General features: G+C 69.6%; 7 protein-coding genes and 2 pseudogenes. 4 read left to right on the top strand and 5 right to left on the bottom strand.

The annotated features are described in order from the left end of the window. Positions 1-254: 254 nt before the first annotated feature. Positions 255-504: pseudogene (locus tag ACFW6B_RS11345) on the top strand (transposase); the annotation flags it as partial. 14 nt (positions 505-518) lie between these two features. On the opposite strand, the gene ACFW6B_RS11340 reads toward ACFW6B_RS11345, so the two are convergent. Beyond that, positions 519-2,069, bottom strand: a complete 1,551-nt coding sequence (locus tag ACFW6B_RS11340; protein ID WP_386594474.1) for an esterase/lipase family protein — start codon at positions 2,067-2,069, stop codon at positions 519-521. After that, complete coding sequence (locus tag ACFW6B_RS11335) at positions 2,062-4,848, bottom strand: CHAT domain-containing protein (protein ID WP_386594472.1); 2,787 nt, start codon at positions 4,846-4,848, stop codon at positions 2,062-2,064. Before ACFW6B_RS11335 ends, ACFW6B_RS11340 begins: the two co-directional genes overlap by 8 nt. A 189-nt stretch (positions 4,849-5,037) precedes the next feature. Here ACFW6B_RS11335 and ACFW6B_RS11330 point away from each other — a divergent pair, with 189 nt between their 5' ends. The 3 genes and pseudogenes from ACFW6B_RS11330 (at position 5,038) to ACFW6B_RS11320 (ending at position 9,369) form a co-directional block, all read left to right on the top strand. Next, positions 5,038-5,517 carry a hypothetical protein gene (locus tag ACFW6B_RS11330; RefSeq protein ID WP_386594470.1) on the top strand — a complete coding sequence of 160 codons (480 nt, stop codon included), beginning with the start codon at positions 5,038-5,040 and terminating at the stop codon, positions 5,515-5,517. Positions 5,518-6,412: 895 nt separating this feature from the next. Further along, positions 6,413-6,987, top strand: a pseudogene (locus tag ACFW6B_RS11325) (transposase); the annotation flags it as partial. Positions 6,988-7,140: 153 nt separating this feature from the next. Then, positions 7,141-9,369: an endonuclease gene (locus ACFW6B_RS11320; protein WP_386594468.1), complete on the top strand. Its 2,229-nt coding sequence runs from the start codon at positions 7,141-7,143 to the stop codon at positions 9,367-9,369. 241 nt (positions 9,370-9,610) lie between these two features. On the opposite strand, the gene ACFW6B_RS11315 is transcribed toward ACFW6B_RS11320, so the two are convergent. The 3 genes from ACFW6B_RS11315 to ACFW6B_RS11305 all read right to left on the bottom strand — a co-directional run bounded on the left by ACFW6B_RS11315 (position 9,611) and on the right by ACFW6B_RS11305 (position 15,075). Beyond that, a protein-coding gene (locus ACFW6B_RS11315) for an IS3 family transposase (protein WP_386594466.1) occupies positions 9,611-10,821 on the bottom strand; the annotation gives its coding sequence in 2 pieces (ribosomal slippage) (positions 9,611-10,596 and positions 10,596-10,821; 1,212 coding nt in all). A gap of 388 nt (positions 10,822-11,209) precedes the next feature. Continuing rightward, positions 11,210-11,644, bottom strand: coding sequence for a hypothetical protein (locus tag ACFW6B_RS11310; RefSeq protein WP_386594464.1), 435 nt, complete (start codon positions 11,642-11,644; stop codon positions 11,210-11,212). 176 nt (positions 11,645-11,820) lie between these two features. Then, the gene (locus ACFW6B_RS11305) at positions 11,821-15,075 is read right to left on the bottom strand and encodes a S8 family serine peptidase (RefSeq protein WP_386594656.1); all 3,255 of its coding nucleotides are present in this window, start codon (positions 15,073-15,075) and stop codon (positions 11,821-11,823) included. Positions 15,076-15,238: the final 163 nt, after the last annotated feature.

Below are 15,238 nucleotides of genomic sequence, written 5' to 3'. Positions count from 1 at the left end.
GACATGGTGCGGCTGTGGAGCGCATTCGTCACCTGGAGTATGAGTGGGCGGCCTGGCAGCCGACTGCCCCGAACTCGCCGGGCTGTATCGACGGGTCGTGTTTCCTGGCGTACGGCCTGGCCTCGAGGCGAACAAGGGTGGATTGACCACGCACCACTGCCCACGGCCCCGGTTACCGTCTTCGCGGCTCCGCAATGGGGCCTCCGGCCTTCGGGTCCAGCATGACTTCCCCCTCCTGTTGTTCATGATCTGGAGGGGGTGGTGTCAGGACCGAAGCCAGGATCCTGATCGAGGTCGGCAACGGCAGCACCTTCCCGACCGCCTCGTCGCCTACACCGGCCTCGCCCCGGCCATCCGGAGTTCGGACTCCTCGATCCGTGGTGAACAACCCTCCCGGCGGGGAAACAAGCAGCTCAAACGGGCTTCCTCCTCTCCGCGTTCGCAGCCCAGGGCAAGCACCGCACCCAAGCAGTGCTCTGCCTCACACGACGAGCCGACGTCTTGCGTCCGGAGCGTGGTCAGCTCCCCGGCAGCCACTCGGAGAGGCTCGCGCGGACCTGCCCGTCCCGGAAGAAGCCGCTGTGGACGACGGCGCTCGCCGAGGGGACGACGAGCGGATCGGACACGACGTACGAGCCGGCGCGGTGGACGCCCTCGGTCGGTACGACGAGGTCGTTGCCGACACCGAACAGCCGGTCCACCAGCCCGTCGAGCGCGCGCATCGCCAACGCCGAGTCCCGGGCGGGCTCGAAGTCGGACGTCACCGCGCGCACCGAACCCTCGGTCGGGACGGCGGAGGCGTTGAGTTCACCGAGCCCCTGCGAGGCGGGGTCCATCGCCGCCAGACCGTCCAGCCCGCCGAGGACACCGGTCGCACCGTGCTTCACGACTTCGAGGACGACCTCCAGGGTGGTGCTCACCAGCTCCTCCGGGAACAGCCCGAGCAGATTGGTGAAGACCCCGAGCAGATCGCTCAGTCGCTGCTTCTCGGCGAGGGCCGTGCCCGCGTTGGGGGTGGCGACATGGACCAGCATGCGGATGGAAGGGGCGGGCCGTCCCGCGCCCGCCAGGCCGTTTTGGCTCAGGTGGCGGGCGACGAGACCGCCCCGGGAGTGGGTGACGATGTCGAGGGTGAGTCGCCGGTCGGCGGGCAGGTGCTCCAGGAGCCAGCGCGCGTTGTCGGCCGGGTCCAGGTGGACGGTCGGATGGTCGAAGACCAGGACGCGGCCGTCGTAGCGCCGGTGGAGGTCGTGCAGCAGCGGCTGGTCGTCGGCAATGCCGCGAAAGCCGGTGCGGCACCTGCTGAACGTGCCGTGGACGAAGAGCAGGAAGGGCCGGTCGGCGAGTTCGGCGAGTCGGCCCGCGCTCACCTGCACGCCGGACCCCTCACCCGCCTGTTCTCCTGCCGCGAGGAACGTCTGCGGGGTGGTCAGCCGGAGCCCGTACGGGCGGTGCTTCTTCTCCCACCGGCTGACCGCGAAGTCGGCCGCGAGACCGGCCGCCCGCTCGATCGGGAACCGCAGCAGGTGCAGGACCTTGCCGACACCGAACCCGACGATGCCCCGGTCCGCCGTCGGCCCGCCCGCGGGGAGCGCGAACTGCTCCGTCGGAACACGGAACGTCTGGGCCCCGGCGGCCCGGTCCGGGCGGCCGCCTTGCACCGCCGCCTCGGGGAACACCCAGCGCACGACGCCGGTCGCATCTGCCTCCAGCAGGACCTGCCCCTCGCCCGGCGGGGGCATGGGCGCCTCCAGCAGGAGGTGCGGACCCGGAGCGCCGCTCCGATCGGGCCCGCCTGGGCGGCGCGGCACGGCCAGGTCGCTCAGCGGCACGGTGAGCACCGGCCGCATCCCGGCCTCCTGCGCCGCGGTGCCCAGCAGGCGCGCGGCGGGCTCAGGGACGTGGTCGGCGAGGAGTTGCTCGGGCAGCCCGCCAGGGGCCGCGTCGCGCACCGGCGTCCCGGCCGTGGCCCATCGGCGGACCTCACCGACGCGGCCGCCGGCCTCCGAGGAGCGCAGGACCAGACCGTAGGGGAGTTCACGGCGTCCGTCCCGTTCGAGATCAGGCATCGGCTGTTCCTTCCCGTTCCGCTGAAGCGCCTTCCGCGGTCCACTGGACGGTCAGCCGTGGGTGGCCGAAGAAGAGGTAGGCGAACGGGGTCGACAGCTCGGCCCCGGCCGCGCCGAGCGTTCCGGCACGCTGCCTGCGCAGGTACTCGGCGGGGGCCGTGCCGCCCTTGAGCACGGCCTTGTAGAAGCCCTGGGCAAAGTTCTTGGCGACCTTGTCGTCGACGTTCCACAGCGGGGCGACGGCCGCCTGCGCCCCGATGCCGAGGAAGGCGGGCACCATGCCCGCGTACGCGCCCAGCTCGCTGCGGCCCTGCCCGACCTGGCAGGCGTTGAGGAACACGAGCCGCACCCCGCTGGCCTCCACTCCACTGACGGACCGTCGGCTCAAGTACGTGCCGTCCACCATCTGCAGACCGTCCTCCAGCTCTTCCGTGCTGAACTTCCCGTGCACGGCGAGGTGGAGGATGTCCGGCCCCCGCTCGCCCTCCAGGGCCATGAGCACCTGGTCGGTGGTGGCGTCGACGGGGTTCGCGCGGTAGTGCCGGATGAGGTGCTTGGCCTCGGCCTTCGCCTCCTTGAGTTCGGCGACGGCGTAGTCCCCGGTCACCACGGACATCGTGCGGGGTCGCAGATGCGCGGGCGGGGCCGGGGTACGCTGCCGGTCGCCGTAGATCCAGCGGCCGACGACCGCCTGGGCGCCGAGGCAGGCCGGGGCCGCCGGGTCCAACGGCTCGGACAGCAGGGCCAGTTCCCAGGGGACGTACGGGTCCCAGGTGGCCAGGAGCACGCTCGGCGGACCGGCCCGTTCCCCTGCGGCCCGCAGGGCGGCCCACACCTCCTCCGGCACGGCGCCGCTCGCCTCACGGCCGACTCCCTTGAGGTAGTGGGCCAGGTCGTAGGCGTCCTTGCGCTCCTGCACGCCGCGCATGACGGAGCGGGCCCAGTCGGCCTCACCGCCGAGCGTGGTCACGAGCGGCTTGTCGCAGGCGCCGACGCCCGGGTGCGGCGAGCGGTACAGCCAGCAGTGCTGCCGCCCGTCGCCGTCGTTCCCCGGGGCCACGACGATCTCCAGATCCGGCTGGGTGCCGACATCCGCCGCTTCCGGCAGCACCCATACGCCCCCGGCCGCCTGCATCCGCGGCTCGTCACCGACCGGCTCCCCGGGCGCCTCCCCCACCCTGACGGTCCGGTGGGCGACCCCGATGACACCGCCGGCGACCGCGTACACCGCGGTGATCACCCGCTCCGCGGCCAGGGACGGATCGTCCACCGCCCGGAGCCTGAGCATCCGGTACGGGTACGGGTCGTCCGGACCGGCCCGCATGCGCAGGGTGAGCGGGTCCTCGCCGACCACGGCGAAGCCGTGCGCGAGGACGGAGACGTCGAGTGTGAATGCGTCGGCGGGGACGGTGAGGGGGGCGGGCTGGACGACCTCGGGTGTGGGGAGCGGGGCCAGCCCGACGCGCAGCTCGAAGGCCTCGCCTGGCACGACGTGCTGGGGGGCGTCGAGACGGGCGTAGGCCTCGCGGGTGGTGGCGGTGGCCGCAGGCGCAGACTCCTCTGCTGAGACGCGAACCCTGTGATCGACTATGTCCTCGGCCCAGCGCTCGGCCCTGCGCTCGGCGTGGTCGACGTGATCGGCCCTGTGCTTGGCGTCCCTGCGCCTGAACCAGTCCAGGACGCGACCAGGCCCTGGGCGGCGGCCTGTCCTTTCGTCTGGTGCCCAGTGCCTGGTCGCGTCCCTGGGGTACGGGGACGGTGCAAGGGGCCCGGTCGGCGGGCCCGACGGCCGCGCGGTCTTCGGGCGCTGCGGGGGCGCGGGCGCTTCGAGAGAGGGTTCTTCGAACGCATGCTTGGGGGGAGCGGCGCCCTGACCGGCCGGGGCCGACTTGTGGGCTGCCCCGTATCCGGTCTGCGGCTCCAGCAGCCACGTCAGGTGGGCGAGTTCGCCGGGGCGGGAAGTCGGCTCCGGCCATAGCACGGGAGGGCGGCCCAGGTGGGGCGCCGCCCTGGACAGTTCTCGCAGCGTGGCGAGGCGCTCGTCCGAACCCTCGTCCCTGAGCCGTGCGACGGCACTGCCGACCACCTCGGTCGGCGGCGCGAGGCTCAGCACCGCGCCGAGCCAGTCGGCCCGGCCGTCGGGCACCGCCCGAGGGAGCTGGGGGAGATCCGCCGCGAGCGTGTCCGGCAGCGCCTCGACGACCTGTCCGAGGCGCTCAGTGGCAGCCCGGAGGGTCTCGTCGTCCTCGTCCACGGCATCCACGAGGGTGGCGATCAGCACCGACAGCAGCCGCTGCCTCCCACTTTCGAAGAGAGAGGCGAGCGGGGACAGGTCGGACGGGAAGCCACGACCGTCCAGGAGTCGTTCGGTCACAGCCAGTTCCACGGCCGGTGCAGAGGCCGGTGGAGAAGCCCACTCGCCCGGATCGCCCCGTATCGAAGGTGCGACGGCAGGCCGGTCAGGGGTGGCCAGCGCCCGCCGCGCCGCGTCCTGATAGGCCGAGCCGTCGTCAGCGGCCCACCCTTCCAGGACGGCCCGCACCTCTACCACAGGGAGGTGTCCGGCCGCTTCGACCAGAGAGTCCGGCACTGGGGGCTCTGCCCGGAAACGGCGGAGGACCAGCTCCGCGACCTCCTGCGCCGCCGGTTCGTCCAGCGGGAGCGCGGCGCACGCCGCGAGGGCTTCGGTGCGCAGGCTGCGGTTGTCCTCATGGGTGGCGATGCGCAGCAGAGGTCCGAGGTCGTCCGGCGTCAGGAAACGGTGCGAGCGTGAGGCCACTGCTCAGCCCTCCGGGAAGATCGGCCCCACCACTCACGGTAGCCCGGGGAACCTCCCCGGTCTTCTTGTGCGTCGCGGCCCGGCCCCTGCCCGGGACGGATACCCGCAGACGACACCTGGCCGTGACTATACGAGAACCGAGCCAACTACTCTGGCGGCAGATCTTCTGAACCGGAAAGGGAGGCCGCCGTGCCCGGCCCGAGCACCCCCGACGGGGACCGCGAAAACCCCTACTCTGTCGAGGCCGCTGAGCCCCTGTCCAGGAAGAAGAAGATCCTCCTCGGCATCGGCATCGGCATCGGCGCCGTGGCCGTCGTCGCGGTCGGCGGCCTGCTCGTCAGGCTCGCCCAGAAAAACTGTGCCACCGAGGAGGTCGAGACTGACAAGTCACTCGATGCCAGGGTTCCGACACCCGCGGAGCTTGAGTTCGCCGCCGTCGTGAGCGCTGCCGCAGAAAGCGTGGGGAAGATCATGCGCGTCTCCACGAGCGACTTCACCGTGGAAGCAAAGATCCGATCCAACTCTGGCAGGGGAACGTGGCCAGCGTACTTCGAGTTTGATGAGGAGACAGGTCACTGCCGCTACTCCCATCCCCATCGAGGCGCGACCGCGCCTCTGTTCTTTATCGAGGAGGTCCAACGGCGACTCAGCGAAGCAGCGGCCGTCTGACAGCCAGTTCGCCGCTCAGCCGGGACAGCCAGCGGTACGGGATCCTCCCTTCACAGCGCGGGAGACGGCCATCTGCCGCGCCCAGCCAGCCCGGTACGGGATCTCCCGCTGCCCGTCCCAGATGAACGTGCGCACTGCGGCCGCGCCCGTACCGGGTGACAGCGCGGGACGCTGTGCATGCCCCCTGCATGAGACGGTGGCGCGGGCCGGGCTCCGGGTGGTGCGCCAGGCCTTGAGGATGGGGTTGGTCTCCTCAGCGGTGGCCGCCGTCTCGATGGCCGCGCTCGTCGTCCAAGGCCTGTCCCGTTAATCCTTGGCTGCGTAGGTGTGGGGCTGGCACGATGTCGGCCATGACCGCAACCCGAAGGGTCGATGCCGCGTAGACGGCCTGGCGACCTGCGCACCCAGCGCACCCAGCGCCATGGTCCTCGGATCTGGGAGGACTCGCCGCCGAGTCGGATCCACGGGCTCTCCGCTCGTACCAGCCTGGCGATACACCGAGCAGAGCACCTCACGGGCGACTATTACGTCTTCCCTGGTGCCACGGCCCGCGCACTGCGTCGTTATCAAACGTTCCTGCAGCCGCCGGGGCGGCGGCCATTGTATCCCCAGGATACCCACTGCTCGTGCCGCGACTGCTCCTTCGACGATGTGTGTCACGCCCGTGACGTGCTCGAAGAAGTTTTGCAAAAGCTGCCCTTCCGGTCCCGCGCCGAGCTGAAGCGCCAGGTGGCCTCCCTGGACGCCGTATACCTCGACCGCACTCTGCCTGATCCCTTCGCCGATCGTCAGCAGTGGCGTGCTGACCTATGGTGGCGTCGTCGTCTCACGGCAGACGGAGAGGCGATGTGAGCTTCGTGGCCCGATCCAGGACCGAGAAGATCACCGCGTGACGTTCGGGGCGTCGAAGTCGGCGGCGGATCGCATCGTCGATCACCTGGGGCCGATGCTCGCTCTCCAGCCCCGCAAGTGGTTCGCCAGGGACACCGTGCTCATCGTGGACGGCACTTTGGTTCCCACCCGAGACCACACCATCGCCGAGCGGCCGAAGAACTACCGGTACTCCACCGCCCACCAGGTCGTCATCGACGCCGATACCCGTCTTGTCACCGTGGTCGGCCGACCGCTCGCAGGAAACCGCAACGACTGCAAGGCGTGGGAGGAGTCCGGCGCCCAAGCCGCCGCCGGCAGAACCCTCACGATCGCCGACAGCGGCTACCCGGGCACCAAACTATCCCGCACCGCCGCGAGCGCGGCCAGACCGAGCTCGCGGGCTGGAAAGAGGAACACAACAAGTCCCACAAGCAGGTCCGGGCTCGCGTCGAGCACGTCTTCGCCCGCCTGCACAACCTCGCCCTCAGCCGACGCCGCAGAGCAGGGTGTTCCGCACCGCGCCACGACCCAGTGAACCTTCAACCACCAGGCTCGCTGGGCGGCTTTGCACATATTTCCCATGTCTGCAAGCATTGATAGCAGGGAAACGTGTGCGGAAAGCGGCCAGCGGGGCACCGCCCGCCCGCACCTCGGCAGAGCCGACGCCTTCATCCGACGCCATCTCGTCTGCCACACACACCGTGTCTCTCAGACACGACCGCCACAATTGATCAGGCCAGGAGGCACATCATGGCCACGGCGGAACTCGCTTCCGAACGGGAGTCGGACTATCTGTCGCAACTGACGATGGCCGCGGCACGCTACGAGAACCGGACCGAACAGCGGGAGAGGAACCAGACCGTTCTCGAGACGCGCGGCGTGCTGTACGCCGACACCCCCCAGCGGGTCGAGAAGCGGCTGGCGCGGCTCGGCGCCGACTGGGCGATGGCGCGGGCGATCGAGCAAACGCCCACGGAACCCGCCAGTAGCGCGGGAAGCACCCTGCAACTGCCCCCGGATGCCTTCACCAGTGGCGTGCTGGGCCTGGAGCGCATCATCGGTCGCAACAACCTCGCCCCGGTGGCATTCCTGGAGGAGGGATTCCAAGTCTCCCGCTCGGTCGGCCGGGTGACCATCACCGGACCGGGCGGCGGACACGGCACCGGCTTCATGGTTTCCCCGTCCCTGCTGCTCACCAACAACCACGTGCTGCGTAACCCTGAGGACGCACACCGCAGCAGGGTCGCGTTCGCGTTCCAGGACGGCGTCGACGGTGGCCCGCTGGTACCTGCGGTCTTCGGGCTGGAGCCACAGCGGTTCTTCGTCACCGACCGGGCGCTGGACTACAGCCTCGTCGCGGTGGCCCCGGACGGCACGCGGGGGGAGGCGCTGTCGTCGTTCGGCCGGCTGGTCCTCAGCGAAGCACAGGGAAAGGTCATCATCGGGGAGTTCGTCAACATCATCCAGCACCCCCGGGGCGAGCCGAAGCAGATCGCGCTGCGCGACAACCAGATCGTCGACGTGCTGGAGCGGTTCCTGCACTACGAGTCCGACACCCGTGAGGGCTCGTCGGGGTCGCCCGTCTTCAACGACCAGTGGGAGGTCGTCGCCCTGCACCACTCGGCCGTCCCGAAGACCGACGACCAAGGCCGACCGCTGAGCATCGACGGCTCAGTGTGGCGCCCGGACATGGGTGACCAGCAACTGGCGTGGCGGGCCAACGAAGGCGTGCGGATCAGCCGGGTGCTGAATGCGCTGCGCAAGGTCAACCTCACCGGTGAGGCGGCTCGGCTGCGGGACGAAGTCTTCGCTCCCGGACTCACACCGTCGCCCGTGGAGGGTACCCCTCCGATGCCCACCCTCACAGCGGACGGCGGCTCCTCTCCGGTGGGCACCAACGGGTCAGGGGCCCAGGCGCACTCGAAGGCGCAGGCACAGGGCCTGCCGTCGCCGGTGGCCGACGGGGCCGCGCAGTTCACCATCCCGCTGAGGATCACCGTCGACTTCGGCACTTCGTCGGTCTCGCCGGCCGGCCTCCTCGCCTCGATGCCTGTGCTCGCGCCGACGCCTGCGATGGGGCCGCAGCCCTCGGCCGGGCGGACGAACGTCGTGTCAGCGGTCGAGAGGGACGTCGACGCCGCGCTGATCAACCACCGGCTCGCGCAGGAGCGGCCGTACTACGACCGCGGCGCCGACGCGGCGGCACGCGAGGCGTACTACGCGAGCGTGGACACCCAGGACGGTGACGCTCTGCGCCGTGCGCTCACCGCGCTGCTGGAGGAGACCCACACCCCGCGGCCCCGCTACAAGCCGATGCGGCTGGTCTACCCTTGGGTCGACCTGCACAAGGACGGCCGACTGCGCAGCATCTACTCGGGCAAGGACTTCTCCCCCGAGGAACTGATAAGGGCGGACGCGGCCGTCGCCGAGGCGCGGCTGGCGAGGGTGCAGGAGCTGCTGCTCCAGGAGAGCACGGCGGGTCCGGCCGAGTTCGAGGCGGAGTTCGACGCGCTGGAGGCGTCGATGCCGTTCAACTGCGAGCACGTGGTACCGCAGTCGTGGTTCGCCAAGCAGGAGCCGATGCGGGGTGATCTCCACCACCTGTTCGCCTGCGAGGTCGGCTGCAACAGCTTCCGCGGCAACTTCCCGTACTTCGACTTCCCCGACTTCGAGGAAGTGGTCCGGGACGACTGCGGGATGCGCGAGAGCGTGGGATTCGAGCCGGAGAACGGCAAGGGAGCGGTCTCCCGGGCCACTCTGTACTTCCTGCTCCGGTATCCGGGACAGGTCGGCGACGCCGCGCGCGAGTTCCCCGAGGACCGGCTGCCCGTGCTGCTGAAGTGGCACGAACGGGAACCGGTCACCGAATACGAGCTGCACCGCAACGCGGCCGTCGCCGAACTCCAGGGCAACCGGAATCCGCTGATAGACCATCCGGAGTGGGCCCGCCTGATCGACTTCTCCGGGGTCTGGCCCTGAGGGATCCAGCGTCATGGCTGCACCTGTGCCGCGACGCCACCCGGTCGGCGAACGCGGTACGGGCGCGGGCCACACGATCGGCCCGGACATCGTCGCAGGCAATATCGCTCGCCGGGCCGAGGTGGACGTGGGCCCCACAGGAGCGGCGCACGGAACGAGGCCCGGAGCAGCCGGGGCGCCGTGTGCACGGCCTGGGCGACCCCGAAGGGTGAGGTTGATCCCCGGGAGTGGACACCGGGTTTCATGCGGCAAGTGACAGAGTATGTGATGCGATCAGACGCTGTTCGAACTCGACTGGTGTGAGGTAGCCGAGTGCGGAGTGCCGACGGCGTCGGTTGTAGTACGACATCCAGCGGAACAGTTCCAGACGGGCCTGAGCCTTCGACGTCCAGCGCCGTCCGTGCAGCAGCTCCCGCTTGAGGCCCTGGAAGAACGACTCGGCGAGGGCATTGTCATAGCTGGACCCGACGCGTCCCATGCTGCGGCGGATTCCGTGCCGTCGGCAGACATCGGCGAAGGCCCGGCTCACATATTGGGCGCCCCTGTCCGTGTGGAAAATGACGCCGTTCACCTGGCCGCCGCGGGCGGCCACGGCCATCTCGATGGCGTCGGTGACCAGGGACGCACGCATGTGGTCGGCGATTGACCAGCCCGCAACCCGGCGCGAGCAGATGTCGATCACCGTGGCCAGGTACAGCCACGTCGAACCGACGGGTATGTAGGTAATGTCGCCGCACCACTTCGTGTTCAGCGTGTCGGCGGTGAAGTCGCGCATCATCAGGTCCGGGGCCGGCGGGGCCGTCTTGTCCGCGATCGTCGTCCGCCTGGTGCGGCGCAGGTGGCGCCCGACGATGTGGTGGATGCGCATCAGCCGTGTCACGCTCCCCCGCAAGCGGGGGTACCCCCAGCGGTTGATCTTCCGTCCTCGGGCCCTCAGCTCGGCGTGGACGCACGGGGCGCCGTAAGCACCTCGGTGCTCGGCGTGAATGGCACGGATCTCGGCGACTGCAGCCGCCTCGCGGGCCTGGCGTTCGACGCGGCCCTCTTCGGTGGCCTGGCGCCGGTAGTAGCCGGAGCGGGAGACCCCCAGGACCCGGCACAGCCGCTTGACGCCGAAGTCGGTGCGGTGGTCGGAGATGAAGTCCCAGCGGCGGGTCCTCACTTCACCTCCCTGGCAAAATACGCGGCCGCCCGGCGCAGGATCTCGCGCTCCAACTGCCACTCCTTCTCAGCCTTCAGCAGCCTGGCGTTCTCGGCCCGCAGTCGGGCCGGCTCATCGGCCTGACTCTCCGGGCCACTCCCGCCCCGGACGGCCGACCCGTTCGCCCCAGTGTCCTTGCGGACCCATATGCGCAGTGTCTCCCCGGTGATCCCGAGCTCGGCGGCCACGGCCACGGCCACGTACGTGCGCTTGCCGCCGCCCGCGGGATCAGCCTCATTGGGCGGTGTCATCGACCTTTGGCCATTGGTGGCGATCCCGTCCTTGTCCGGTGCACCATCGTCATCCGACGTGTTCGACTGCTGGGGGGCGACAAGGTGGGACGACGGGGCTTGGCCGGATTGGCGGCGGGCATCGCTGTTGCGAGCAGCGTATTGATCACAGGGCCTGCCCAGGCGACTCCATCGCCGTACTGCTGGGCCGGAATCACGGCAACGAACGGTGAAGGAAGTTGTAACGGCGCTCAGTACGGCGGCAGTTCGTACCAGGTCTGGGTGACGTGCCGCGAGCCCATGGGATTCGGTTTCGCCTTCACCACGAGGAGCAGCCGGATCCAATACGTTTCACCGGGCCAAAGGGGCATCGTGATCCAGACCGCGTCGTGCGCGCCGTTGGGGACGCCTACGAACGCCTGGGTGAACAGCTGGTGACCTCGAGGTCGTAGAACAAGGCACGGCTTGTCCGTTCATGGCTGCGCAGGTCGACGCGGTGGTGTACCGCTTCGCCGCGGACGTGGCCGTGTTCGCGGATGCCGACGCCTTGGTCGAGGCGGACGTTCGCGGAACTGTTCCAGCAGGAGAGGCAGGCCGAGGGGGCTGTGGGCCAGTGACGAGGCAGGTCTGCGGGTGGCCCGCCGGTTCCTCGCGGAAAACGGTCTTCGAGGAAGAACCGCGTGCTCGCTCCGGACCGCTTGAGGCCGTGGATGCGTTCGTCGGCGTGGCCGAGGCCGTTCAGGGTCGTCCTGACCTCGGCGGGGGCCGGGTCCTCCAGGTTCCAGAGCGCCTGGGCGATGCGTTCTTCATGGAGAGCGCTCGCGCACCAGTCGCGGGCGTTCAACTCCGCTTCCGGCCCGGCCGGCGGTGCCTCGGGCGGGGCGCTCGGGGGACACGACCGTGCGACACGGTCCAGCATCGCGGTGAAGGCCGCGTCGGTCCGGCTTCCTGCCTCGACCGCGGAGTCGGCCCGTCGGCAGCCGAAGCTTCCGACGGGCCGCCATGCGCATGCGCTGCCGCTTACTTGCCGTAGTACGCGTTGTAGATCGAGATCGTCGATTTGTTGCCGTTCTTGTCGGCGATCTTGGCGTGGAAGGAGATGGCCTTCCCCTTCGCCGGGTTCTTGACGCTCACCTTGCCGTCCTTGACGGTGAGCTTCTTCCAGGTCTTGCCGTAGTCGTACGACGCGTACACCGACAGCGACTTCAGGTTGCTGCCCTTGGCCGCGCCCTCGACGGTGACCGGGACCTTGACGGTCTTGTCGGCCGGGGCCTTGCTGTCCAGGCTCGTGGCCGCGAGGAAGCGGACCGTGGAGACGGGCAGTTTCGTGATGCCGTCGGTCTTCTTCGAGCGGAACGTCCAGCTGGCGTCGACGCGGGTGGAGGCTGCGGCGACCTTGACGCTGCGCTTGACCGACGTCGTCAGCTTGTACTCGGCTCCACCGGCCGGGACCGTGAACTTCTTGTTCCCGAACAGCGGGTCGTCGTTGTCGGCGACCTTGGTGCCGTTGCGGTACAGGGCCGTGTTGACCGACGAGAACTCCGACCAGCCCGTGTTGCCCTTGCCGTCGGCGAACAACGGCAGGGAACCGTAGATCTGGTTGCCCTCACGGATGACACCGAAGTCGCTGGTCAGATGCGGTCCGAAGACGGCCGTGTTGACGGTCTTCGAGTAGCTCTTGCCGGCGGTGAACTTGTGCGTCCCCAGTGTGTAGGCGGCATCGCCGACAGGGAAGCCGTCCGCGTCCACGCCGGCGTACTGGCTGAACTCGAGCTGCCACTTCACGCCGCCCTGGGCGGACAGGTGGAGCGTGCGCGTGCCGGGCAGGGTCTGCAGTATGCCGATCGATGATGCGCCGGAGCTCCACGGCATCCAGCCCACCGCGTTGACCGCGCCTTTCTTGCCGCTCGCCGAGGCGCCGAGGCCGGCCTTCACCGTTGCGAGTTCGCTCGCCTTGTAGTGCTTGGTGAAACCGGTGGCGAGCTGCCTGACCGGACCGCCGGTGACGACGTCGTACTCCTCCTTGTCGCCCTTGGACCAGTGGCCGTCCCACTGCTGGGTCATCGAACCGTCGGTGACCTGCGGGCCGATGTGGGCGGTGCGGAAGTTGTCGTACGAGTCCAGCCACCAGCCGTAACCGTAGCTGCTGTCACCGGCTTCCAGCGTGTAGTCGACCGAGGCGAACTCCGACTTGACGCCCGCGGCCGGAACGGTGATGTCCACCGGCTTGGCCTTGCGTGCGTCCAGCGTGATCGTCGTGTTCTTGCCGACGTTCAGCTTGGGCTGGACGAGCCAGTCGGCGCCCTCGAACTTCTCCGGGTCGTCGCCCGCGTAGACGCTCGTGTTGAGGATGTAGGTGCCTTTGGGGACACGGGCGGTGACGGTGCCGTCCTCGTCGTACGGCATGGTCTCCTTGCCCTTGCCCAGGCCCGCGATCCCGGTCAGGCCGGCGTTGTAGTACCTCGCCGCCTTGCCGTCGCGGTCCAGGAACTTCAGGGTGACGTCGTAGGACTCGACCTCGCGCTGGACCGCCGCGGCCGTGCGGACGGTCTGGCCGCTGCCCGTCGCCGTCACATACGCCGAGTACGCGCCGTCGACCGTGCCGCCGAGCCTGGTGTCGACGGTGAACGGCACGGATGCCTTGCCGCCGGCCGGGACCGTCACCGAGGTGGCGCCGAGCCTGAAGAAGCCGGCCGGGACGGCCTGACCCTTCGGGTTGGCGGCCGTCGACGTCAGCTTCAGCGTGACGTCCGTCGTGCCGAGGTTGCGGTACGTCAGTTCCTCGGTGACCGGCTTGTCGTCGGTGTGCGGCCACGGCTGCACACCGAAGCTCACCGAGACCGGCTCGGCGATCACGGACTGCTTGATGGCCTTGTCGACCTGGATGCGGCCCGAACCCTGCTGGAAGGGGGTGTACTTGCCGCCCTTGGTGGAGCCGCTGAGGGCACCCTTCAGTTCGGCGTACTTCCAGGCCGGGTGCTGCTGCTTGAGGATCGCCGCCGCGCCCGCGACGTGCGGGGTCGCCATCGACGTGCCGGAGATCGTCATGTAGCCGGCCGGCTTCTCGCCGACTTCCTGGGCTATCAGGTTGCCCGGGGCGGAGGCCGCGGTGATGTCCACGCCGGGCGCGGTCACGTCGGGCTTGAGGGCGCCGTCCATGCCGGGGCCGCGACTGGAGAAGTCGGCCAGCTCGTCCTTGTCGTCGACCGCGCCGACGGTCAGGGCCGTGGCGGCGCTGCCCGGGGAGCCGATGGTCTGATCTCCGAAGTCACCCTCGTTGCCGGCCGCGATGGCGAACAGGATGCCCTTCTTCTCGGACAGCTTGTTCACCGCCGCTTCCAGCGGGTCGATCGCGGGCGTGTCGCGGCCGCCCAGGCTCAGGTTGACGACGTCGGCGCCCTCGGCGGCGGCCCACTCCATGCCGGCGAGGATCTCTGAGTCGCTGCCGTATCCGCCGTCGTCGAGGACCTTGCCGTTGAGGATCTTGGCACCGGGCGCGACGCCCTTGTACTTGCCGCCGGACTTCTTACCGGTGCCTGCCGCGATGGAGGCGACATGCGTGCCGTGGCCGACCTTGTCGGAGGCGTCGGGCGCGGTGGTGAAGTTCTTGGCGCCGATCACCTGACCCTTGAGGTCGTCGTGGGTGGCGTCGACACCGGTGTCCAGGACGGCGATCTTGACGCCCTTGCCGTCGTAACCGGCCGACCATGCCCTGGGCGCGCCGATCTGCGGGACGGACTTGTCGAGGCTGGCCTTGCGGACGCCGTCGAGCCAGACGTGCGCGACACCGGAGGTGGTGTCCTCGCCGTTGGTGAGCGCGTCCCAGAGCTCGGGCGTGTCCTCCTGCGGTGTCTGCACCGCGTCCGCGTTCACGGACTTCAGCGCGTGACTCAGGGTGCCCGCTTCTCGGACGTCGGCCTTGGTGGCCGCTGCGCTGCCGCGGTAGCCGACGATGACCTTCAAGCCCTTCTTCTGGGCCTTGCGGGTGGTGGACTTGTTCAGCTCGGTGACGTCGAAGAGCCGCTGGTCCAGCTTGCCGGTGGCGACCAGGCGGGCCGCGTCGGCCGGGATGGCGAGGGTGTGGCCGTCGAGCTTGCGGATCTGGACGGGGACGTGTTCCCGGCCCTTGGCGTGCTCCAGGCCGATGACACGGCCCTTGGCGTCCAGGACGACCCGGTCGCCGGTGATCAGTGTGACGCGGTGCTTGGCGGTCAGCGACGCCGGCTTGGCCGTTGCTGCCGCCTGCTCGCCGTTGGCTAACGCCGGGCTGGTCATGCCCGCCGCCAGGGCCACGGCCGCCGCGGTGGCGACTGTGGCGGCGTACGCCCTTTTCACTTGTCTGCGCAAGTTTCCCCCTTGCAGAAGAACCGGGTGAATTCCCTTTCATCCGGCCGGGGGTGGTCTCGTACACGTGTCCGTACGCCCCCGGATTACGCAG

The organism is Streptomyces sp. NPDC058751 (assembly GCF_042746485.1).
In the GTDB taxonomy this organism is placed as follows: Bacteria; Actinomycetota; Actinomycetes; order Streptomycetales; family Streptomycetaceae; genus Streptomyces.
Note: the sequence above shows the minus strand (reverse complement) of the source record. Positions and strands in the feature narration are given on the sequence as shown.